The 21,833-nt window shown below is 61.0% G+C and carries 25 protein-coding genes; 10 read left to right on the top strand and 15 right to left on the bottom strand.

Annotated elements, in window-relative coordinates; translation table 11 throughout:
- Nucleotides 1–94 precede the first annotated feature (94 nt).
- On the bottom strand, nucleotides 95–910 hold the full coding sequence (locus tag BM026_RS17710) for an SDR family oxidoreductase (protein ID WP_093529571.1): 816 nt from the start codon (nucleotides 908–910) through the stop codon (nucleotides 95–97).
- 327 nt (nucleotides 911–1,237) lie between these two features.
- Here BM026_RS17710 and BM026_RS17705 point away from each other — a divergent pair, with 327 nt between their 5' ends.
- Entirely contained in the window at nucleotides 1,238–1,390 is a 153-nt protein-coding gene (locus tag BM026_RS17705; protein ID WP_015885095.1) for a DUF3309 family protein, read from the top strand.
- Between the two features lie 54 nt (nucleotides 1,391–1,444).
- Here the strand turns inward: BM026_RS17705 and BM026_RS17700 are convergent, their stop codons facing one another.
- From BM026_RS17700 to BM026_RS17680, 5 genes are all read right to left on the bottom strand, one after another.
- Complete coding sequence (locus tag BM026_RS17700) at nucleotides 1,445–3,532, bottom strand: LTA synthase family protein (RefSeq protein WP_093529569.1); 2,088 nt, start codon at nucleotides 3,530–3,532, stop codon at nucleotides 1,445–1,447.
- 289 nt (nucleotides 3,533–3,821) lie between these two features.
- On the bottom strand, nucleotides 3,822–4,013 hold the full coding sequence (locus tag BM026_RS17695) for a PLDc N-terminal domain-containing protein (protein ID WP_003192770.1): 192 nt from the start codon (nucleotides 4,011–4,013) through the stop codon (nucleotides 3,822–3,824).
- Between the two features lie 67 nt (nucleotides 4,014–4,080).
- On the bottom strand, nucleotides 4,081–4,611 hold the full coding sequence (locus tag BM026_RS17690; protein ID WP_071492765.1) for a hypothetical protein: 531 nt from the start codon (nucleotides 4,609–4,611) through the stop codon (nucleotides 4,081–4,083).
- Nucleotides 4,612–4,653: 42 nt separating this feature from the next.
- The gene (locus BM026_RS17685) at nucleotides 4,654–5,169 is read right to left on the bottom strand and encodes an ankyrin repeat domain-containing protein (RefSeq protein ID WP_093513973.1); all 516 of its coding nucleotides are present in this window, start codon (nucleotides 5,167–5,169) and stop codon (nucleotides 4,654–4,656) included.
- A gap of 110 nt (nucleotides 5,170–5,279) precedes the next feature.
- On the bottom strand, nucleotides 5,280–7,106 hold the full coding sequence (locus BM026_RS17680; protein ID WP_093529566.1) for a long-chain-acyl-CoA synthetase: 1,827 nt from the start codon (nucleotides 7,104–7,106) through the stop codon (nucleotides 5,280–5,282).
- A gap of 352 nt (nucleotides 7,107–7,458) precedes the next feature.
- On the opposite strand from BM026_RS17680, the gene BM026_RS17675 reads away from it, so the two are divergent.
- A complete protein-coding gene (locus BM026_RS17675) occupies nucleotides 7,459–7,737 on the top strand; it encodes a DUF3509 domain-containing protein (protein ID WP_003172952.1) in 279 nt (92 codons plus the stop codon).
- Nucleotides 7,738–7,795: 58 nt separating this feature from the next.
- Here the strand turns inward: BM026_RS17675 and BM026_RS17670 are convergent, their stop codons facing one another.
- The 4 genes from BM026_RS17670 to aroC all read right to left on the bottom strand — a co-directional run bounded on the left by BM026_RS17670 (nucleotide 7,796) and on the right by aroC (nucleotide 11,064).
- Nucleotides 7,796–8,065, bottom strand: a complete 270-nt coding sequence (locus tag BM026_RS17670; RefSeq protein WP_092243202.1) for a response regulator transcription factor — start codon at nucleotides 8,063–8,065, stop codon at nucleotides 7,796–7,798.
- Nucleotides 8,066–8,274: 209 nt separating this feature from the next.
- Nucleotides 8,275–8,805: an acireductone dioxygenase gene (locus BM026_RS17665; protein ID WP_093513975.1), complete on the bottom strand. Its 531-nt coding sequence runs from the start codon at nucleotides 8,803–8,805 to the stop codon at nucleotides 8,275–8,277.
- On the bottom strand, nucleotides 8,802–9,962 hold the full coding sequence (locus BM026_RS17660) for an MFS transporter (RefSeq protein ID WP_092243196.1): 1,161 nt from the start codon (nucleotides 9,960–9,962) through the stop codon (nucleotides 8,802–8,804). The genes BM026_RS17665 and BM026_RS17660 overlap by 4 nt, the downstream gene beginning before the upstream one ends.
- Nucleotides 9,963–9,972: 10 nt before the next feature.
- Nucleotides 9,973–11,064, bottom strand: coding sequence for a chorismate synthase (aroC, locus tag BM026_RS17655; protein WP_071490765.1), 1,092 nt, complete (start codon nucleotides 11,062–11,064; stop codon nucleotides 9,973–9,975).
- 143 nt (nucleotides 11,065–11,207) lie between these two features.
- On the opposite strand from aroC, the gene BM026_RS17650 reads away from it, so the two are divergent.
- Together BM026_RS17650 and BM026_RS17645 are read left to right on the top strand one after the other, a co-directional pair.
- Nucleotides 11,208–12,170: an alpha/beta hydrolase gene (locus BM026_RS17650; RefSeq protein ID WP_093529563.1), complete on the top strand. Its 963-nt coding sequence runs from the start codon at nucleotides 11,208–11,210 to the stop codon at nucleotides 12,168–12,170.
- Between the two features lie 99 nt (nucleotides 12,171–12,269).
- Nucleotides 12,270–13,076, top strand: coding sequence for a hypothetical protein (locus tag BM026_RS17645; protein WP_058424625.1), 807 nt, complete (start codon nucleotides 12,270–12,272; stop codon nucleotides 13,074–13,076).
- Nucleotides 13,077–13,224: 148 nt separating this feature from the next.
- On the opposite strand, the gene prmB is transcribed toward BM026_RS17645, so the two are convergent.
- Nucleotides 13,225–14,133, bottom strand: a complete 909-nt coding sequence (gene prmB / locus BM026_RS17640) for a 50S ribosomal protein L3 N(5)-glutamine methyltransferase (RefSeq protein ID WP_071490767.1) — start codon at nucleotides 14,131–14,133, stop codon at nucleotides 13,225–13,227.
- 239 nt (nucleotides 14,134–14,372) lie between these two features.
- Here prmB and BM026_RS17635 point away from each other — a divergent pair, with 239 nt between their 5' ends.
- The 5 genes from BM026_RS17635 (at nucleotide 14,373) to BM026_RS17615 (ending at nucleotide 17,156) form a co-directional block, all read left to right on the top strand.
- Complete coding sequence (locus BM026_RS17635; protein WP_092243189.1) at nucleotides 14,373–14,963, top strand: cysteine hydrolase family protein; 591 nt, start codon at nucleotides 14,373–14,375, stop codon at nucleotides 14,961–14,963.
- Nucleotides 14,964–15,105: 142 nt separating this feature from the next.
- Nucleotides 15,106–15,426 carry a hypothetical protein gene (locus BM026_RS17630; protein ID WP_058424627.1) on the top strand — a complete coding sequence of 107 codons (321 nt, stop codon included), beginning with the start codon at nucleotides 15,106–15,108 and terminating at the stop codon, nucleotides 15,424–15,426.
- Between the two features lie 75 nt (nucleotides 15,427–15,501).
- Nucleotides 15,502–16,059, top strand: a complete 558-nt coding sequence (locus BM026_RS17625; RefSeq protein ID WP_093529561.1) for a Smr/MutS family protein — start codon at nucleotides 15,502–15,504, stop codon at nucleotides 16,057–16,059.
- Nucleotides 16,060–16,137: 78 nt separating this feature from the next.
- Entirely contained in the window at nucleotides 16,138–16,683 is a 546-nt protein-coding gene (folE, locus tag BM026_RS17620; RefSeq protein ID WP_003236739.1) for a GTP cyclohydrolase I FolE, read from the top strand.
- A 101-nt stretch (nucleotides 16,684–16,784) separates the two neighbouring features.
- Nucleotides 16,785–17,156: a glutathione S-transferase N-terminal domain-containing protein gene (locus BM026_RS17615; RefSeq protein WP_092243183.1), complete on the top strand. Its 372-nt coding sequence runs from the start codon at nucleotides 16,785–16,787 to the stop codon at nucleotides 17,154–17,156.
- Nucleotides 17,157–17,265: 109 nt separating this feature from the next.
- Here the strand turns inward: BM026_RS17615 and BM026_RS17610 are convergent, their stop codons facing one another.
- From BM026_RS17610 to BM026_RS17600, 3 genes are read right to left on the bottom strand one after another with little or no spacing between them, the layout of a single operon-like run.
- Nucleotides 17,266–17,586 (bottom strand): AtuA-related protein, encoded by a 321-nt coding sequence (locus BM026_RS17610; RefSeq protein WP_071490770.1) that lies wholly within the window; start codon nucleotides 17,584–17,586, stop codon nucleotides 17,266–17,268.
- Nucleotides 17,583–18,908, bottom strand: coding sequence for an acyclic terpene utilization AtuA family protein (locus BM026_RS17605; RefSeq protein ID WP_093529558.1), 1,326 nt, complete (start codon nucleotides 18,906–18,908; stop codon nucleotides 17,583–17,585). Before BM026_RS17605 ends, BM026_RS17610 begins: the two co-directional genes overlap by 4 nt.
- Nucleotide 18,909: 1 nt before the next feature.
- A complete protein-coding gene (locus tag BM026_RS17600; protein WP_071490772.1) occupies nucleotides 18,910–20,202 on the bottom strand; it encodes a CitMHS family transporter in 1,293 nt (430 codons plus the stop codon).
- A gap of 111 nt (nucleotides 20,203–20,313) precedes the next feature.
- On the opposite strand from BM026_RS17600, the gene BM026_RS17595 reads away from it, so the two are divergent.
- Nucleotides 20,314–21,225 (top strand): LysR family transcriptional regulator, encoded by a 912-nt coding sequence (locus tag BM026_RS17595; protein ID WP_093529555.1) that lies wholly within the window; start codon nucleotides 20,314–20,316, stop codon nucleotides 21,223–21,225.
- Here BM026_RS17595 and BM026_RS17590 read toward each other — a convergent pair.
- Nucleotides 21,222–21,824, bottom strand: coding sequence for a glutathione S-transferase family protein (locus BM026_RS17590; protein WP_092243169.1), 603 nt, complete (start codon nucleotides 21,822–21,824; stop codon nucleotides 21,222–21,224). The two genes, BM026_RS17595 and BM026_RS17590, sit on opposite strands and share 4 nt — an antisense overlap.
- Nucleotides 21,825–21,833: the final 9 nt, after the last annotated feature.

Below are 21,833 nucleotides of genomic sequence, written 5' to 3'. Positions count from 1 at the left end.
CATGCGCGCAGGCTGTGGTGTGCATCAATGGCTTGCCGTGAAATCAGGCACTACTTACATGTGTAGGTAAAATGCCTGACAGACCACTTCCCGGTCAGCCTTTGGCGGCCTGTGCCTTGGCGCGCATTTTGTCGGCCATGCTGGTCATTTCGTCATACAACAACTGCGGGTTCTTTTGCTTCAACGCCCATGCCACGCGCCCCTGTTCGTGGGGCAGGATCATGAACTCACCTTCCGCGACCCGCTGGTAGATGTAATCGGCGATATCCGCCGCCGAAATCGGCGAACTTTCCAGCAACTTGCCCACCTGGGCCTTCATGGCCGGGGTCGGCCCACGGAAGGAATCCAGCAGATTGGTCTGGAAGAACGATGGGCACACCACATGCACACCGATTTCCTGCTGCTTGAGCTCCACCAGCAGACTCTCCGACAACGCCACCACACCCGCCTTGGCTACGTTGTAGTTGCTCATGGCCGGCCCCTGCATCAGCGCGGCCATGGAGGCGATGTTGATGATGCGGCCCTTGCTCTTTTCCAACAGCGGCAGGAACGCCTTGCAGCCCTTGACCACGCCCATCAGGTTGATTGCGATCTGCCAGTCCCAGTCCTCCAGGGACAACTCGGCAAAGAAACCGCCTGACGCCACGCCTGCGTTGTTGACGATCACATCGATACCGCCCAGCTTGACCTCACAGGCCTGGGCAAACGCGGTGAGCTGGCTGTAGTCGCGCACGTCGCAGCGCTGGATAAAACCTTCGCCACCGGCCTCGCGCACCAGCCTGAGGGTTTCCTGCAGGCCGGGCTCGCTCACGTCCGACAAGGCCAACTGCCAGCCCTCACGGGCCCAGCGCAGAGCGATTTCACGACCCAGGCCGGACCCGGCGCCAGTGATCATCATGCGATTTTGCATAGGAAGTTGCCTTGTGGTTCACGGAAGAAGTGACCGGCAGTGTAGCGAAGGTTTTTCCTACACCCACCCACCATCAGAGTGATGAATGCCCCTGGCAAACCGTGGGCCGGGTCGGATGTTTGCGTATAGCCTAAGTTCAATATTTTTCAACTAACAGGTTTAGTTGCGAGCGCATTAAAAGAAATAAGCCTGTGTGCGAAATGCTTTAAAAAAATACTGAATTTTCTGCGAAGAAGCATAGTCGGAGTTGTTAAGGCGTCTGTCTTTAATATGCGGGCCTATCGTTAAACAACCGGTCTTTGCAGAAGGCCAATAAGGAAAAAAACCATGAGCCTCATTCTGATCATTATCTTGATCCTCCTGCTGGTCGGCGGTCTGCCAGTGTTCCCTCACTCACGTAATTGGGGTTATGGCCCGTCGGGTATCCTGGGCGTTGTCCTGGTGGTGCTGCTGGTACTGTTGTTGCTTGGGCGTATATAAACGCCAGGCAAAAAAAGAGGCCCTTTAAAGGGCCTCTTTTTTATGGCCGGTTAATTAGTCCGGCTTGCCGTTGACCACACCTGCGGTGTTATCCAACAGGCTCTTGGTAGCGGTCTGCAGGAACGACTCGAGTTTCTGCTTCAGTGCCGCCTCGTCCGGCGACTCGAGGATCACTTTACCGGTTGGGTTGGCGCCCAGTTCGTATTCCCACAACTTCGGTGGCATTTCCTTCGGCAGCACCAGAATGCGATCTGCCGTCACCAATGCCACGGTTTGATCGCTGCCCGATGGCTTGATCACACCAAAACCCTTATCGCCTTCCGGCAGGTTCAACAGGTCACGGCCCCAGCACTGGTGCAGGGTATCGCCACCCAGGCGCCCCATGATGGTTGGCACGATGTCGATCTGGGTGCCCACGGTGTGGTCACGCTCGCCGAACTTTTCCTGCATGCCTGGCGCGATCATCAGCATCGGCACGTTGAAACGGCCCAGGTCCATTTCGGTGATCTGCTGTTCGTTGCCGAAGCCATGGTCACCCACGATGACGAACAGGGTTTCCTTGAAGTAAGGCTCCTTGCGGGCCTTCTCAAAGAACTGGCCCAGGGCCCAGTCGGAGTAGCGCATGGCGGTCAAATGCTCGTTGAGGCTGCCACGGTCGGTGACTTTCTCAACTGGCAATGGCGTCGGCAACGCGTACGGCGTGTGGTTGGACAGGGTTTGCAGCAACGCATAGAAGGGCTTGCCACCTTCACGCGCCTTGAGCTCTTCCAGGCCACGGTTGAACATATCCTGGTCAGACACGCCCCACGTCGGGTCGGAGAACACCGGATCGACGAAGTCATTGCGACCGATGAAGTTGGTCATGCCCTGGTTGCTGAAAAAGCCCGACTGGTTGTCCCAGGCGAAATCGCCGTTGTACACATACACGTCGTCAAACTTGCGCGCGCTGAGCAACTGCGGCAGGCCCGACAGCTTGTGGCTGCCTTCCGGGGTCTGCATCAGGTATTCGAAGCCCGGCAGGTTCGGGAAGCACGCCATGGTGGCGAACATACCCTGGTGGGTATGGGTGCCGTTGGAGAAGAAACGGTCGAACAGCAGGCCTTCCTTGGACAGTTTGTCGAAGTACGGCGTGATGTTGCCCGGACGACCCAAGGCGCCGACCGAGTGACCGGCGAAGCTTTCCATGAGGATCACGACCACGTTCTTGATCGGCAGGGTCTTCTCGGCCGGCGGCATGTAGTCGCGGCGCACGGCGGCGATGTCGGTATCCACCAGTTTCTCTTGCGGCAGCACCAGCATGTCACGCACGGTCTGGGTGGCCAGCGGCTGGTCGAGGGTGGCCTTCCAGATATTGGAGCGATCTTCGGAGAACCGCGACTTGGCCGCGGCGATCAGCGACAAGGTGCCGTTGAGGCCCAACTGGTTGGCGAAGTTCGAATCCGTAGTGTAGACATCCCCCCAACGCAGCGGCGGCCCCTGGCGCAGGGTGCCACGGATGGCGACCACGGCGATCAGCAGGCAGACCACGAACACCGCGATGCGCGTGTACCACGGCGCGACCTGGCGGGTACCGATGCTGCCACCGCTGAACGGGCCACGCGGGCGTGTGGCGCGGTCGGCGCCTTTGAACGCCATGCTCAGGATCAACGTACCCACGGCCCAGGCCAGCAGGTAGCGCACCACCGGGAAACCGTACCAGAGCATGCTCATCACGGTCTTCGGGTCTTCCTTCACATATTGGAAGACCAGGCCGTTGAGGCGCTGGTGGAACTCGCGGTAGAAGTCCATTTCCATCAGGCCCAGGAACAGGGCGATGCTGGACGCGACGGTCAGCCACAAACGGAAGAACCCGCGCGCAGCCATGGCGCGGACGCTGAACAAGGCCAGCAGCAGCGGGACCAGCAGGTACATCACCAGGCGAATGTCCAGGCGCAGGCCATTGCCGAACGCTTCGAGGAAGGTCGAGGCCGGCGTGTCGAGGATCATTTCGCGGTTGTACACCAGCAGCGCCAGGCGCAGCAGGGAGAACATCACCATCATGACCAGTGCGCAGAGCAGCGTGTACGCCAGATGGGATTTGACGGTCGGTTGCAGCAGGCGATTAGAAGCTCGCTGCTGACTCAGGGCGTCCGGGTTTGCCATGTCGTTTCAGGACCCATTGGAAGTTTAAGTGACGAAGTAGTGCAGTGGCGCGAATGGTGCCCGATCAACGGCGGCAAGGCTATTAATTACTGAACGTGCACCGGCGCTCCGCCTTTAGTGGCTCTTGGGACAGGGCCTTGGCAGGAAGATAAAGCCGGCGAATTGTCTTGGAAGGGATGTGAAAATTTTGTGCAGCGAATATTTCGAAACACAAAATGAATTGAAGGGAAAAGCCGTGGCCCGACAGCTGCCGAGCCAGGGTTCGACAGCTGCCAGGTGGTGTGCGAGATCAGATCCGCACATTACCCCGTGGTCCGGCAATCGCCCAGATGATCAGGCCCAGCACCGGCAGCAGCAGGATCAACAAGATCCACAACACCTTGGCGCCCGTGCTTGCGCCGCTTTTGAATACGTTGATGATCGCCCAGATATCCAGCGCGAGGATGATCAGCCCGATCAAGCTATTAAACGTGGAACCCATGGTGTCGCTCCTAAGTGAGGGCATGCCCTTGTAGGATAGTCAGCCCTGGCGGGGGTTCCGTTTTATTTCAGACGTGAACCGCGACTTTCAGCGCTTCCAGGGACGGTTCGCCCTTGATGCCGACTTCGGCGCACAGCTCCAGCACGCGCGGCAGGTCGTTGCCGTAGACCAGTACCGCCTGGATCTCGTCATCCAGCAGCTGGCTGAAGTTGAGCAGCACATAGCCGCCATCCTCCGGGCTGAGGGCGCTCATCTGGATCTGGATGCGGTTGAGTGCGGTCAAGTCTTCGGTCTTGGCCAGTTGCTTGGGCTTGAGGTTGAACGCAACGCCCGGGCCGAACGACGCGACGATCTGCGCGAACAGGTCACCATAGGTGTCGGCCTGGAACAGCACGGTGTCCGGCAGGCTGCCGACCACCACCCACTCACCCAGTGGGATGGGGAAGGTGTCGTCGTAGTTGATATCCGGGTTGGCCGCCAGAAACGCGGCCGGGTCGGCGTAGGCCTGGGCCGCCTCATCGGCGATGCGCGCCACCTCGTCCTCACCCATGACGCCGGCGCTGATTTTGCTGATGAGTTCGACGAGGGCGGTTTTCATGGGAATGGTCCTGTAGCGGGCTGGCTTTTGAGGGCGCGTAGCCTACACCAGTTTCTGCAACTGCGCCGCCGTATCCACCGCGCCCATGGTCTGCGCCGCGGCCAGTGCGGTGGCGCCATTGGCGTCGGTGGCCTTGGGGTTGGCGCCCTGCCCCAGCAGGTAATCGACCATTTCCACGCGATTGAACATCGCCGCCATCATCAACGCCGTACGGCCGTCGGAAGACGCGGCGTCCACCGGCGCGCCTCCGTCGATCAGCGCCTTGACCACGCCCAGGTTGCCCTTGAACGCTGCACCGGCCATCGGCAGCTGGTTCTTGTCGTTGGCGATCTGCGGATCGGCCTTGAACTCCAGCAGCACTTTTACTGCCTCGGCATGGCCGTGATAAGCCGCGAGCATCAGCAAGGTGTCGCCGTTGTGGTTGCGCAAGTTGGCCGGCAAGCCTTTGGCCAGCAGCGCAGCGAGCATGGCGGCGTCGCCTTTGCGGGCAACGTCGAAGACCTGCTCGGCAAATTCGGCGGCTTCGTCTTCGGTCATTTGTTTGGCTTGGTCTGACATGTGGGGCTCCTTGTCTGGTCCTCTATATGGCGCCCAGTGTCGCGAGGGAGTTCCCCCCTGTCATGGCTTTTTTGTCAAAAGCGGCCATAGGCAGAATCAATGGCGCTACTTTAATAACGAAAATGCCCACCCTGGATCTGCGCCAGCAATTGCCCGGTGACCGGCACATAACTGTCCGACCCCGGCAGCCAGGCGTAGACCGGGTCATTGCCCACCTTGTCCGGGTCGAAGGCTTCCTCCTTGAGCCGCACCTTCTGATATTTGAAGGTGCCGGTGGTTTCCATCTTCACCTTGATCCGCAGGAACAATGGCACGGCATAGTGCGGCAACTGGCCGTGGGCGAACTGCAGCAACTCACGCATGTCCAGGGCAGCCAGCGATTCGCTCGGGGTGATGGCGACCATGCCGGCACGGCCGTTGGTGTTTTCGATTTCCACGCCATAGGCCACGACTTCAGCGATCTGCGGGTGTTGCAACAAGATGTTCTCCACTTCGGTGGTGGAGACGTTTTCTCCCTTCCAGCGATAGGTGTCGCCCAGGCGGTCGACGAACTGTGCATGGCCGAAGCCGATGCTGCGCACCAGGTCGCCGGTATTGAAGTAGCGGTCGCCCTTCTCGAACACATCCGTGAGGATCACCTTGCGGTTTTTTTCCGGGTCGGTGTAACCGTCATAGGGCGACTTTTCATCGATCCTGGCCAGCAACAAGCCCTGCCCGCCGGTCTTCACTTTGTGCATGAAACCATCGCCGCCACGGATCGGTTCACCCGTGTCGTGGGCGTAGTCCACCAACGCCCAGTGTTGCAGGCAAAAGCCGACGGTGTTGTCGAAATTCAATATGTTGGTAAAACCGATATTGCCGTCGCTGGCGGCGTACAACTCGCAGACATGCGCCACGCCGTAGCGCGCCTTGAACTGCGCCCACACGCCAGGGCGCAGGCCATTGCCGACCATCTTGGTCACGCGGTGATCACGGTCGTTTTCGGCCGCTGGCTGGTCGAGCAGGTAGCGGCATAGTTCGCCGACGTAGCCGAGGGTGGTCGCCTTGAATCTGCGCGCATCCTCCCAGAACTGACTGGCGCTGAACTTGCGCCGGATAGCGAAACCGGACGCCCCGACAATCGCCGCGCCCCAGCACACACAGAGGCCGGTGGCGTGGTACAGCGGCAGGGTGCAATAAAGAACATCCTCCGGCCCCATGTCCAGCGCAATGCTGCCGAAGCTGATCGCGGTCTTGGTCCAGCGGCCATGTTTCATGATGCCGGCCTTGGGCAGCCCGGTGGTGCCGGAGGTATAGATATAGAAGCAGGGGTCGTTGAAGAAAATCTGCGCGGTACTCGGCAGGTTATCTACCGGGCCACCGGCGCTGGCAGCCATCAGGTCACAATAACCATCGGGCAGCGCATTGGCTTGCTGGTCCGCGACAAACCAAGTGCGTTCAGCGGAAATGCCCACCTGCTCACGTACCGCGTCATAGGAAGCCACCAATTCCGCACCGGCCACAATCGCCACCGGGTTCACCAGGTTGAGGCTGTGCAGCAGCGCCGCCTGGGTCTGCGCGGTATTGAGCATCGCACAGACGCCGCCCAGCTTGGCCACGGCCAGCACGCTCAGCAGCAACTCGGGACGGTTTTCGATAAAGATCGCCACCACATCGCCCTTGCCGATGCCCTGGGCTTGCAGATGGTGGGCAATACGGTTGGCCTGCTGGTTGGCTTCGCTGTAGCTGAGCACGCGGTCGCCGTACAACAAGGCTGTGCCATCCGGGTTGCGCAGGGTGGCTTGTTCAAACTGCCAGCCCAGGCCACAGGGCTGAGCGGGGTCGGTGACATTGGCGGCCCGCATGCCGCGCACCACCCGAGGCAGAGCACGAACAATGGCCGGCACCTTACGCAGCATCATGCCCCAGGTGATCATGTCGTTTTGCGGGTGGCGCATGGGAACGTCCTTTTTCTTATTGTTCGTAAACCTTGCAGAAAAGTACGTCAGGCCCTCTTCGGCTGTACACGCAGGATTTGAAAAGTTTTGTATCCCGATAAGCGAACGCTGAAAAAAGGAATTAAGCCAGGCAGAGAGAGTCATTATGAGTAGTGAGGCACCTGCCCGAGCGCGCCCGGCAACGCAAAATGCAGGATGCATGATGGCCATTCATGCAAATTGCACGAATCCGGAAATTTTGTATTTTTATAAGCTATTGATTTATAACGATATTTATCTAAATCACTAGCTGGCACAATCACTGCACCTATCTCTCCATGCTTGCCCACTTGAGCCAACGGAGCTGATAGACATGAGCCTGATCCAAGATAAATTCGCTTCAGTATTCTCCAACTACGATGTCACCACCCAGCCTCGTCCAGACGGCGGCATCCTGCTGACCCTGCGCAACAGCGAAGGTAAACAGGTCAAGCGTTCGATCTCCTATCAGCAGTTGCACACTGCCGATCAGCTGACCTGGGTCATCAGCGCCATTCGCCGCGACCTGGCTGAACAGGCCAGCGAGTTGCCGCAGATTTCGATGCTGCAGAGCCAGAACCGCTTTGCCTTGCCGACCTACCACTCGGCTTAAGCCTGAAATACCCAAAAGGGCCGCGACGCATTGAGCGTCGCGGCCCTTTTTCATGGGTTCAACACAGCCCCTGGCGGCTGGCTTCATTGACGGCTTGTACCCGATTGGTCACTTGCAGCTTGCAATAGATATTACGCAGGTGGAACTTCACGGTTGCTTCGGACGTGGCGCGTATCTGGCTGATCTCCCAGACGGTCTTGCCTTCCGAAGCCCAGCGCAGGATTTCCAACTCCGCCGGAGTCAGGGCCTTGCCAGCCAGGTTCAAACGTCGCCTGACTGCATTGGGTACCGAATATGGCGGTAGAAACGATTCCTTGGGGCCACTCATTAGTTCCTCTCCTTTCTCTGGCTCATGCCGCACCCTCTTCGGATTCCTCCTATTGACAGGTGACATAAACATTGATGTCGCAGAGGGTTACATAACGAATGGTATTAAGGCGCAGGCCCGCGCATAAACATCCAAGCCTTACAGAAGTTTGAGTTTCTTCCCACAGCAACTTCCAACCTTAAGGGGTTGTAGTTTTTGATCGGTGGGGATTAGTCGTCCAGGCCGGGGAAACGACTGGCAATATCGTCCTCGATGAACTCCGGTATGCATTCTTCAAGCGTATTGAACAGCCGCAGTGTGACAAAGTGCGGGTTCTCCCCCATGTCAATCCAGTGCGGCATACCGGCCGGGATCACAAGCAGGTCGTTTCTCTCGCAACGCACGGCGTATACATAATCGCCTATGTGCAGGGAAAACAGCCCCTGCCCTGCGATGATGAAACGTGCGGCAACTTCGCTGCAGCGGCGCTCGGCAAGAAAGCCCGCACGCACCTCGGCCTTCTGGAGATGATCCTCCGTCACCCTGAGCACCTGCGCATCCGCGTAGCCCAAGGCTTGAATCTGTGCCTTGTACGCCGCAATCAGTTGCGCATCTGTGGCCCCCTTCTCGATAGAAACGGGTGGCCAACGCTCAAAACGCACGCCGTGCTCGGCCAGGGTCGCAGCAATATCCTCGGGGTGGGTGAGGACCTTGTTCGGGGTGTCCGGTGAAGCAGCGCAGTAGACGGCGACATAACTCATTGAAGGGTTCCTTGGTTCTGCTCGTGCAATCGAAGACCGATGATAAGGGCGGCGGCCAGGGCCGCGACGCTCGCGATACTGAAGGTCAGGGTCGGCCCCAACAGGTTCCAACTGTAGCCGGCATACAGCGCACCCAGCGCACCGCCGGTGCCGGCCAGGGCGGCGTAGAGCGCCTGGCCCTGGCCTTGTTGCCGGGCACCAAAACTGCGTTGCACAAAGGCAATCGAGGCTGCATGAAAGCTGCCGAACGTGGCGGCGTGCATTACCTGCGCCAGCAACAGCACCCAGAAATACTCGGCAAACGACCCCAACAGCAACCAGCGCAATGCCGCCAACAGGAAGCTCGCCAGCAGTACACGACGCACCGAAACGCGCGTGAGGATGCGGCTCATGCCCAGGAACATCAGTACTTCCGCCACGACCCCCAGCGCCCAGAGCATGCCGATCACGCCCCGGCCGTAACCCAGGTGTTCGAGGTGCAGCGTCAGGAAGGTGTAATACGGGCCGTGGCTCAGTTGCATCAATGCCACGCAGGCATAGAACGCGAGTACGCCGGGGCTGCGCAATTGCTTGAGGAAGCCGTCGCCCGCCAGACGATTGCCGTGGGTCGCGGGCTGCGCATTCGGTACCCACAGGCTGGCGCCGATGATGCCGGCCATGATCACCACGACCACCACCGGGTAGATGTCCAGGCTCAACCAGTCGAACAAGCGGCCCATGATCACCACGGTGAGGATAAACCCGATGGAGCCCCACAGGCGGATCTGGCTGTAGCGCGCCGTCTGCTTTTGCAGGTGCGCGAGGGTGATCACTTCAAACTGCGGCAGTACCGCGTGCCAGAAGAATGCATGCAGCGCCATGACCAGGGCCAGCCAGGCGTAGGTATGGCTGACGAAGATCAGCGAAAAACTCGCCAGGGTGCACACCGCACCAAAACGCACGATGGCCAGGCGCCGGCCGGTGTAGTCGCCCAGCCAGCCCCACAGGTTGGGCGCCACGCAACGCATCAGCATGGGGATGGCCACCAGCTCGCCGATGCGCGCGCTGGAGAACCCGAGGTGATCGAAGTACAGCGCCAGGAACGGCGCGGTCGCCCCCAGGAGGGCGAAGTAGAACAGGTAGAAGCTGGAGAGGCGCCAGTATGGGAGGGCTGTCACAGCAGCGCCGTCACAACTGGGCCAGCACCGGCGTACTCACGCGCACATCGGCATTTTGCCCGCGATTGCGCAACAGGTGGTCCATCAACACGATGGCCATCATCGCTTCGGCGATCGGGGTGGCCCGGATGCCGACGCATGGGTCGTGGCGGCCTTTGGTGATCACGTCCACCGGGTTGCCATGCACGTCGATCGAACGCCCTGGCGTGGTGATGCTCGACGTGGCCTTGAGCGCCAGGTGCGCCACGATCGGCTGGCCGGAGGAAATACCGCCGAGGATGCCGCCCGCGTTGTTGCTGAGGAAGCCTTGCGGGGTCAACTCGTCACGATGCTCGGTGCCACGCTGGGACACACAGGCAAAGCCGGCACCGATTTCAACGCCTTTGACGGCGTTGATGCTCATCAGCGCATGGGCCAGTTCCGCATCGAGGCGGTCGAAGATCGGCTCGCCCAGTCCCGGCTTCACGCCTTCGGCCACCACGGTGATCCTCGCGCCGACGGAATCCTGGTCGCGGCGCAACTGGTCCATGTAGGCTTCCAGTTCCGGCACCTTGTCCGGGTCCGGGCTGAAGAAGGCGTTGTCCTCGACGCTGTCCCAGGTCTTGAACGGGATTTCAATCGGACCCAGTTGGCTCATGTAGCCCCGGATCACGATGCCCTGGGTGGCCAGGTATTTCTTGGCAATGGCACCGGCGGCCACGCGCATGGCGGTTTCGCGGGCCGAACTGCGGCCGCCGCCACGGTAGTCGCGCTCGCCGTATTTGTGGTGGTAGGTGTAGTCGGCGTGGGCCGGGCGGAACAGGTCCTTGATCGCCGAGTAGTCCTTGGACTTCTGGTCGGTGTTGCGGATCAGCAGGCCGATGGCGCAACCGGTGGTGCGGCCTTCGAACACGCCGGAGAGGATCTCGACTTCGTCCGGCTCCTGGCGCTGGGTGGTGTGGCGGCTGGTGCCGGGCTTGCGGCGGTCGAGGTCACGCTGCAGGTCTTCCAGGGACAGTTCGAGGCCTGGCGGGCAGCCGTCGACAATGGCGACCAACGCCGGGCCATGGCTTTCGCCCGCGGTGGTGACAGTGAACAGCTTGCCGAAGGTATTGCCGGACATGCAGGGCGCTCCGTGAAATCAGTTGAATCAAGTCAACCGTAATAACTTAAGGCGGCCAGTATACGCAGGCTAACCGAGTAGTTCATCCTCGAAACCTTCCGGGTAGACCTTGGTCCAACCGGCACCTTCCTCATGATGGCGCGATGATGCTGCGAGCTCTGCTTTTGACCCTCACCCTGTTTTCCAGCGTTGGCTTCGCCGCCTCCCCGGTCGTGCTGCAAAGGCCCATCAGCCTCGACACCGGCAGTGGCGAGCTGTCTGGCTCACTCTTGTTGCCCAAATCCGACAGGCCAGTCCCGGTTGTACTGATCATCGCCGGCTCCGGTCCCACCGACCGCAACGGCAACAGTGCCGACGGCGCGCGCAACGACAGCCTCAAGCGCCTGGCCTGGGTGCTGGCGCGGCACAATATCGCCAGCGTGCGCTACGACAAGCGCGGCGTCGCGGCCAGCCTGGCGGCCACGCCGGATGAGCGCAACCTGACCCTGGATGCCTACGTGGCCGATGCCGTGGCCTGGGGCAAGCTGCTCAAGGCCGACAGACGCCTGGGGCCGTTGATTGTGCTGGGTCATAGCGAAGGGGCCTTGGTGGCGGCCCTCGCCGCGCCGCAACTGGACCCGGCCGGCGTCATTTCGTTGTCCGGCAGCGCACGTCCGGTAGACCAGGTGATCCGCCAGCAGTTGGCCGATCACCTGCCCCCCGCCCTGCTGCTGCGCAGCAACGAGATCCTCGATCACCTCAAGGCCGGCCAGGTGGATGCCGACGTGCCTGGCCCGCTGCAAGGTATTTTCCGCCCCAGCGTGCAGCCGTACCTGATCAGCCTGTTCCGTGCCGACCCATCGGCCGCTTTCGCCCAGTTGCGCATGCCCGCGCTGATCATCCAGGGCACCCACGATATCCAGGTGGGTGTGAGCGACGCCCAGCAATTGAAAAAGGCCAAGCCCGACGCGCAGTTGGCGGTGATCGAAGGCATGAACCACGTGATGCGCATCGTGCCCAACGATGTGAAGCAACAATTGGCCTCCTACAACGATCCGCAACTACCCCTCGCCGCCGAACTGGGCAGCCGCGTGGTGCGTTTTATCGAAGGACTTCAACCCCATTAAGCGACTATTTGCCTCCAGTCCTGGGAAAACCGGCCGATAAGCCCTGGGTCGACAGTAAAAAGACTGTCGGCTCGCTGGGCTTGGACAGGATCGCGCCGCATGACAACCACTGAAGCAACACCGGAATCCACCGCCGACACCCCGGCTGAAAAAACCGAGGCCGTCGACGCGGCGCCCCTACCGTGGGCGGATGTCCAGGCCGAGCATTTCAAGATGCTGCGCCTGGCCCCCCTGGCCACCGACCGTGCCACTGGCGTGCGACCGTTGCGGTTCGTGCAGTTCGGCTACGCCGAGCGCAATGACAAGCACCACAGCCTGCTGCGCATGGTCATCCAGCTGCCAGGGCAGCGCGTGCGCCGTGAGCAGAACCACCTGGATATCTGGGTCGACCACGACAAGCACCGTGTGCACTTCGGCCCTGGCAACAGCCTGGAAATCGAACCAGCCAACCGGGGTATCGGTCGCTTCCTGGTGGCCCAGGGCGCCGCGTGGGCGAAGAAGAAGTGGTCACACTACCGCGTCGACGGCGTCGACCTGGCCAACAAAGATGCCTTGAACGAGGCGACCCGCCTGCGCCGCGATCACTTCCTGCGCATCCAGGGCTTTGATGTGGCCTACGCCGATGTGCAACACCTCAAAGGTAATGTGCAGCCGGGCAAGGTCGGTGATGTGCTGGACAGTTGGAACACCGAGAAGGTGCAGTTCGTGGAGATTCTCGAAGCCGCGCAGATGCTGCAACAGGCTGAGCAGAACCTGGCGGAGCAGGAAGTGAAGCTGCGCAAGGAAGAGGAAAAGGTCACCAAGTTCAAGCGTGAGGACAGCGGGTTGCGCTTTACCATCACCTGCCTGGTGGCGTTTACGGTGTTCCAGGCGGGGTTGTTGATCTGGATTGCCACCCACCGCTGAAATGAGTCTATGCCTTGAAATAAGGTCTGAATGTGGGAGGGGGCTTGCCCCCGATAGCTGAGTGTCAGTATTTGGAGTAGCTGACTGATCCACCGCCATCGGGGGCAAGCCCCCTCCCACATTGGCCCTATTCGTTCAGTAAGGTGGGTTAAACGCGGGCGGCAAACACCGCCTGATGTTGGCGGCACTGCTCCGCCGTCAACATGAACACCCCATGCCCACCACGCTGGAAGTCCAGCCAGGCGAAGTCCACTTCCGGGTACAACGCCTCGACGTGCACCTGGCTGTTGCCCACCTCCACGATCAGCAAACCTTTCTCGGTCAGGTGGTCCGCCGCTTCGGCCAGCATGCGCCGCACCAGGTTCAAGCCATCATCGCCACAGGCCAGGCCCAGTTCCGGTTCGTGCTGGTATTCGTCGGGCATGTCGGCGAAATCTTCGGCATCCACATACGGCGGGTTCGACACGATCAGGTCAAAACGCTGGCCCGGCAGACCGTCGAAACCGTCACCCTGCACGGTGTACACGCGCTCATCGACGCCATGGCGCTCGATGTTCTGGTTGGCCACTTCCAGGGCTTCGAACGACAGGTCGCCCAGCACCACTTCGGCGTCCTGGAACTCGTAGGCACAGGCAATGCCGATACAGCCGGAGCCGGTGCACAGGTCGAGAATGCGTGCCGGCGGTTGCGCCAGCCAGGGTTCGAAGCGGTTTTCGATCAGCTCGCCGATCGGTGAACGGGGAATGAGCACGCGTTCGTCGACGATGAACGACATGCCGCAGAACCACGCTTCGTTCAACAAGTACGCGGTGGGCACGCGCTCATGGATGCGCCTGTGCAGCAAACGTTGCACATGGGAAACTTCCTCTTCCTCCAGGTTGCAGTCCAGATAACTGTCGGCAATCTCCCACGGCAAGTTCAACGCGCCGAGCACCAATTGACGGGCTTCGTCCCAGGCATTGTCAGTGCCATGCCCGAAAAACAGGTCTTCCCCATGGAAACGGCTGACAGCCCAACGGATGTGGTCGCGCAACGTGCGCAGGCGGGATGTGATCACGGGGGCAAGCTCCTGGAAAAAACGACTGGTGATTCTAACAGCCTTCACCTGTACCGACGATGTACGAAACCCCGCGCCCATCCGTCGGATTTCATCCGAATTGCCATCATTGTGTCAAACAGGCCCACCTCTTGACATGGCTACACGTCAACAACGGCGTACCTTACGATGGTAGCGATTCACAGAACCGCTCAGCCAGTGGACAATGTCGCAAAAGCCCCCCTCACAGGAGCCCCAGAATGTCCGTTCCAAAGACGATGTTTCAACTCAGCGGTCGTGGTTACGCAGCTGCGAACCTCAGCCATGCGACCCTCGTGATCATCGACGCCCAGAAGGAATACCTCAGCGGCCCGCTCGCCCTCTCCGGCATGGACGCGGCCGTTGGTAACATCAAGCAACTGGTCGCCGCAGCGCGCAACGCCGGGCGCCCGATCGTGCATGTGCGTCACCTGGGCACCGTTGGCGGCTTGTTCGACCCGCAAGGCGAACGAGGTGAGTTCATCCCGGGCCTCGAGCCTGCAGGCGACGAAACCATCATCGGCAAACTGCTGCCCAGCGCATTTCACGGCACCGGCCTGGAAAAACACCTGCAGGACCTCGGTTCCCTGGACCTGATCGTCTGCGGCTTCATGAGCCACTCCAGCGTCAGCACCACCGTGCGTGCCGCCAAGAACCTGGGCTTTCGCTGCACCCTGGTGGAAGACGCCTGCGCTACCCGCGACCTGCCTTACAAAGGCGGCATCCTGAGCGCCGCGCACGTACAGCAGACCGAAATGGCCATCATGGCCGACAACTTCGCCACCCTGGCGTTGACCAAAGACCTGATCTGATCGACCTTCTGATGAGCGGTGCGGCAATGTTTATTGCCCCGCTCATCCGCAAAGCCTTTTCATTTGGCGCATTTACCCCTCGCCCCGGAACAACCTGTGTATTGTCCGGTCGAAGGGCCGATACCCTGGAGGAAAGGTCGGAATGAAGATATCCGATGGTTTTGATGCTCGTCGCTTGCGCCCCAAGGGCCCGAGCAACTGGCGTCTGCGCCTGGTTGCCGGCATCGCCGCGCTGCTGGCGATCGTAGGTCTGCTGTTGGCCGGCGCTGGTGGCGCCGGTCTGTCTGGTCACTCGCCGGCCCTTGGCGAGCTGAATGCCAGCCCTGGCGGCTCGGCTATCCTGTTGGGGATCGGGCTGCTGGTACTGTGGTTGGGCGTATGGTTGTGGCGGCGCAGCCGCCGAAAAATGCGCCAGCCGTTGTCGCTTAATATCGCTTCGCACCTGATGAAAAAACACGACTGATGGCGCTTGGATAGCGTTTCCTGCGCCCCGGCCGCCGCGATTTAGGTAAACTGCCCGCCCTTCGCGGAGGCTGACATGCAAGACGACGATTTTTCCCTGTTCAAAAACGAGCTGCGCGGCGTCAAGCCGATCAAGCACGACCGCGCCGACACCGGCAAACCCAAGGCCGACCGCGCGCAGATCGCCAAGCTGCGCCAGGCCGCGACCGTGCGCACCGATGCCACCACCGTGGACGGCCTGTCGGACCAGTTCGTGATCGACGTCGGCCCCGAAGACGAGCTGATGTGGGCCCGCGACGGTGTGCAGGAAAGCCAGATGCGCAAGCTCAAGATCGGCCAGATCCCGTTCGAAGGGAGTCTCGACCTGCACGGCATGACTGTGGAAAAAGCCCGCGAAACCCTGTGGGCCTTCCTCGCCGAAGCCACCAAATTCGAAGTCCGCTGCGTGCGCGTCACCCATGGCAAGGCCGTGCGGCTGGACGGCAAGCGGCCGATGATCAAGAGCCACGTCAACACCTGGCTGCGCCAGCACGCCCAGGTACTCGGCTTTACCTCGTGCCAGGCCCGCCACGGCGGCGCGGGGGCGGTGTATGTAATGCTCAAGCGGACCATGATGGAAGGGCGCGACGAGTAACAAGTGCCATCGTCAGGCTTGCAGCGATGTGCCCGCCACCGTAACCTTGCGCTTTGCGAAAATCCCACAGGTAGTTTCATGTCCCTGGAACAGAATTACACCGCGATCCTCGGCCAACTCGGCGAGGACGTTTCCCGCGAGGGCCTGCTCGACACGCCAAAACGTGCCGCCAAGGCGATGCAGTACCTCTGCCGCGGCTATGAGCAGACACTGGAAGAAGTCACCAACGGTGCCTTGTTCAGCTCCGACAACAGCGAAATGGTGCTGGTCAAGGACATCGAGTTGTACTCGCTGTGCGAACACCACCTGCTGCCGTTTATCGGCAAGGCCCACGTTGCCTACATCCCGAGCGGCAAAGTGCTGGGCCTGTCCAAGGTCGCGCGGATTGTCGACATGTATGCCCGCCGCCTGCAGATCCAGGAAAACCTCAGCCGCCAGATCGCCGACGCGGTGTTGCAGGTCACCGGCGCCCTGGGCGTGGCCGTGGTGATCGAGGCCAAGCACATGTGCATGATGATGCGCGGTGTGGAGAAACAGAATTCGTCGATGATCACTTCGGTGATGCTGGGTGAGTTCCGCGAAAACGCGGCGACCCGCAGCGAATTCCTCAGCCTGATCAAGTAACGGGCTGCTTAGGAAAAGACCGGCGTTCATCGCCGGTTTTTTTTCGCCCGCAGAATTCAGGTAAGCTGCCGCCCCTCAGTTATGGGCAAGAGGTTTAAACCATGTTGGTCAAAGCACTTCGAGTCGGCCTCGGCCAGATCATCATCGCGGGCGACTTCCTGACCCGTCCCCGTAAAAAACAGCGCCCCGCCGAACAGCAGGCGCAGGTGAATGCAGCGGCCAAGGAACTGACCCTGTATCAGTTCCACGCCTGCCCGTTCTGCGTGAAGACCCGTCGCACCCTGCACCGCCTGAATGTGCCGGTGGCGTTGAAGGACGCGAAGAACAACGAGCAGGACCGCCAGACCCTGCTGGAGCAAGGCGGCAAGATCAAGGTGCCCTGCCTGCGCATTGAAGAGAATGGCCAGACCACCTGGATGTATGACTCCAAGGTGATCATCGATTACCTCGACAAGCGTTTCGCTGCGGTCTGACAGACACTGGATGACCCATGTGGGAGGGAGCTTGCTCCCGATGGCGGTGTATCAGTCAACTTACTGTGTGACTGACACTCTGCTATCGGGGGCAAGCCCCCTCCCACACTTAGTTCATTATTGGCAAATCAATGTCCAGCAGTGCAGAGCCCAGGCACTTGCCATGGGCATCCAGCGCCAGCGAGCGGGTCACACCGCCGCGCAGGATGCCCGGCAGCACGAAGTTCAGTGCCTGTACATTCGCCAGCTCATAGCGCCGCACCGGTGCGGCGCCTGGCTCCAGTAGATCCGCAAAAAACCCAGCCACACGCTCGACGGTCAGCTGTTCGCAGAGCCAGGGGTAATCCTCGGCACGATAGGCAATGATCGAAATGTTCGACGTATCGCCCTTATCCCCCGTGCGGGAATGGGCCAGTGTGTGCAGCTTCATGCTTCGATCCTCGGGTTGACCGCATCACGCGGCAGCAGCAACGACGCCACCGCCACCACCTGCCGCACGCTCTTGCTCGCGCCGCCGCCACCGGACGGGCCATTGGTGTAAAGGGTTTCCACTTCGTTGCCGACGCGCACCGCTTCGCTGCGCTCTTCACAGCGAGCCGCCACGCGCAGGCGCACTTCCCAGGGCTCCACCGTGCTGCGCGGGCCGTGCAGCGAGTCCATGCCGATCAGTTCGGCACGCACGTCCTGCATCTTCACGCCTATCAACTCAAGGCGCTTGAGCACGACATCCCGCGCCAGCTGCGCCCGTGCGACAGCACCGGGGCCGCCGTAGGACATCTGCCCTTCGCCGATCCAGCCGTCCAGATATCCAACGCTCACCTTCAATTGTTCGGGACGCGAACGACCACCAGCACCTTGGGCACGAACGCGATCAGCGCCCTCCTCGACAAAGCACACCCGTGAAAAATCGGCGGTCACATCCGGCGTCAGATAGGCCGCCGGATCATGCACTTCGTAGATCAGTTGCTCGGTGCAGGTGGCACGGCTGACCCGCCCACCGGAGCCGGTGACCTTGGTGATCACGGCCTGGCCGTCAGCATCAATCTCGGCCAGCGGGAAACCCAGGCGCACCAGGTCATCCACATCCTTGAAACCCGGGTCGGCAAAATACCCACCGCTGACTTGCCCGGCACATTCGAGCAAATGCCCCACCAAGGTGCCGCGCCCCAGCCGCGGCCAATCGTCCGCCATCCAGCCGAACTCAAACATCTGCGGCGCCAGGAACAGCGAGGGATCGGCCACGCGCCCGGTGATCACCACGTCCGCATCGGCGTGCAATGCCTGCAGAATGCCGTCGACGCCCAGGTAGGCATTCGCAGAGATCAACCGTTCGCCCAAAGAGCCGACGGTCTGGCCGTTATCCAGCAAAAACTCGGGCTGCAACATCGTCAACACATCGTCGCCCACCACAGCGAGTACCTTGAGATCCAGGCCCGCCTCAACAGCAATTCGCCGCACTTCGGCCGCCGCCGACACTGGATTGGCCGCGCCCATATTGGTGATCACCCGCAGGCGACGGCGCCCGGTCTGCACCCCCACAAACGGCAGCACCCGGCGCATGCGCTCACTCAACAGCGGATCGTAACCGCCCTGCGGATCGCTGATCCGCGCCTGTTGCGCCAAGGCGATGGTGCGTTCAGCCAGGCATTCGAATACCAGGTAATCCAGGTCGCCGTGTTCGGCCAACTCGACCGCAGGTTCGATACGGTCGCCGGAATAGCCGGCACCAGAACCGATGCGCAAGGTTTTCATCTCAAATCACTCCCAGGAGCAGCGCGGTCAGGGTCATCAACACCGACGCGGCAAACAGAAACGGAATGGTGAAGCGCTGGTGATCGGCCAACTCGATCTTGCACAGGCCCACCAACAGGAAAGTCGCAGGGGTCAGCGGGCTGACCGGGAAGCCGGTGGTGTGCACCCCCAGCAACGAGGCCTGGGCCACTTGCAGCGGGTCGACGCCCAGGGCCTTGCCGACTTCGGCGATCACCGGCATCACGCCGAAATAGTAGGAATCGGGGTCGAACAGCATGCTCAACGGCATGGAAATGAACCCCACCACCGCCGGGATCAACTTGCCGTGACCCGCCGGAATCTGCGCCACCGCTACTTCGGCGATAGCCTTGAGCATGCCGGTGCCCTGCATGATCCCGGTGAACACTCCGGCGGCCAGCAGGATACTGGCCATGGTCAGGGCGGTCTTGGCATGGGCATCGATGCGGGCACGCTGGGCATCTACGTTCGGGTAGTTGATGCACAACGCCACTACGGTGCCGAGCATGAACATCACCACCGGGTCGACCCAGCCGGCGATCATCACCACCATCACCAGCACGGTCAGGATCAGGTTGACCCAGAACAGGCGCGGGCGACGCAGCTTGATATCGTCTTCACTGAGCACCCGTTGCGGCACCGCATCCACCGTGGAGCCGGCGCCGAGGCCCAGGCGTTTTTCTTCGCGACGGCCCAGCCACCAGGCACAGGCAAACACAAAGATCAGGCCGACGATCTGCACCGGGATCAACGGCTGGAACAGGTCCGCCACCGGCACGTGCAGGGCCGCTGACGAGCGCAGCACCGGGCCCGTCCACGGCAGGAAGTTGACTCCGGCCGCCATCGCGCAGACACAGGCCAGGATGCGCTTATCGATACCCAGCCGCGTATACAGCGGCAACATCGCCGGCACCGTCACCAGGAACGTCACCGCGCCGGAGCCGTCCAGGTGTACCAGCAGCGCCAGGGTCGCGGTGCCTACAACAATGCGTGTAGGACGCGTCCCTACCGTGCGCAGGATGCGATCAATGATGGGGTCGAGCATGCCAGCATCGGTCATGATCCCGAAAAACAGGATCGCAAAGACGAACATGCCGACCACGGGGGCGACGTTCTTGATACCGGTGATGATGAAGGCGCTGGTTTGCAGGCCGAACCCGCCGAGCAGTGCGGCGATGATCGGCAAGGCGATCAGGGCCACCAGCGGCGAGAGGCGTTTGCTCATGACGGCAGCGAGCAGGCACAGGATGGTGATGACACCCAGGGTAGCGAGCATGGGTTACTCCAGAGCGACCTTTTTGGCCGGTTATTGTTTTCCCTGGAGTATTGGAAGCAGGTTAGTCTTTGTAAATTGGAATATTCACCCGCTAGTGTTCGGAAAAACAAAATGAAGAACAGTATCCAACACATTCAGGCGTTTCTTGCGGTGGCCCGTACTGGCAGTTTCACCAAGGCGGCCAATGAGCTGCATCTGTCGCCTTCTGCGCTGACGGTGCAGGTGCAACAACTGGAAGACTGGCTCGGCGTCGCCCTGCTCGACCGCAGCCCGCGCCACGTCAGTATTACCGCCGCCGGCCAGGAGGCCCGCGGGCCAATGGAAAAACTGCTGCTGGACCTGGACAACATCGTCAGCGGGTCCCGCGACCTGGCGGCGTTGCGCCGAGGCGTGGTGACCATCGCCGCCCTGCCCTCGGTCTGTGCCGGCAGCCTGCCACCGGTACTGCGCCTGTTTCGCGAGCGCTTTGCCGGAATCGAAGTGCGCCTGCATGACCTGGTGGCCCATCGCATACACGCCCAGGTGCGGTCCGGCGAGGTGGATTTCGGCATTGGCGTGCGTGCACGGCTCAGCCATGGCCTGGAATTCGTGCCAGTGCTGAACGATCGCCTGTGCGCGTTTGTACCGGTCGGTCATCCGCTGACCCGCCATCGCAAACTGACCCTGGCACAACTGGCGGACCAACCGATCATCCTCACTGGCCGCGACAGCAGCGTGCGCGAGCAAGTGGATGCGCTGTTCGATGAGACGCGCCTGACGATGAACGCGGGCATGGAGGCCAACTACATGTCGACGGTGCTGGCACTGGTGCGCCAGGGGTTGGGGATCAGTGTGCTGCCGGAATCGGCGGCGGACAGCCTGGCGGGGTTGAAGCGCATCCACATCGAGCATCCCGGCGTAAACCGGGAGATCGGGTTGATCAGTCGCAGCGGGACGGGCCTGAGCCCGGCGGCGCAACGCTGCTTTGACTTGCTGAACGAAGAACTGAATGTGGGAGGAGCAAGCTCCCTCCCACAGGTTTAACCGAGCATGGCCACATGCTTGGGATGGCTGGCAACCCTCTTCAACCACGCCTGCACAGCCGGATAAGCCTCCAGCTCAAAACCACCCTCATTGGCTACATGGGTATAGGCATACAAGGCCACATCGGCGATGGAGAACTGCTCGCCCACCAGGTACGGCGTCAGTTGCAGTTGGCGCTCCATGACCTTGAGTGCCTTGTAACCGCCTTTGTGCAGTTTCTTGTATTCCTCCAGGCGGTCCTCGGGCAGGCCCAGGTAAAACTGGATAAACCGCGCCACCGCAATGTACGGCTCATGGCTGTACTGCTCGAAGAACTGCCACTGCAACACTTGGGTGCGCAGGCGCGGTTCGGTGGGCAGGAACTCGCTGCCATCGGCAAGGAAGTTGAGGATCGCGTTGGACTCCCACAGGCAGGTGCCGTCTTCCAGTTCCAGCACGGGGATCTTGCCGTTGGGGTTCTTCGCCAGGAACTCGGCGGTCTGGGTGTCACCCTTGAGGATGTCCACATCGATCCATTGGTACGGGATGCCCAGCAGGCTGAGCATCAATTTGACCTTGTAGCAGTTGCCCGACTTGTAATCGCCATAAACCTTGTACATGGGGCTCCC

This window comes from Pseudomonas sp. NFPP24 (assembly GCF_900112095.1).
Lineage (GTDB): Bacteria > Pseudomonadota > Gammaproteobacteria > Pseudomonadales > Pseudomonadaceae > Aquipseudomonas > Aquipseudomonas extremorientalis.
This window is presented reverse-complemented; position numbering and strand designations above follow the sequence as displayed.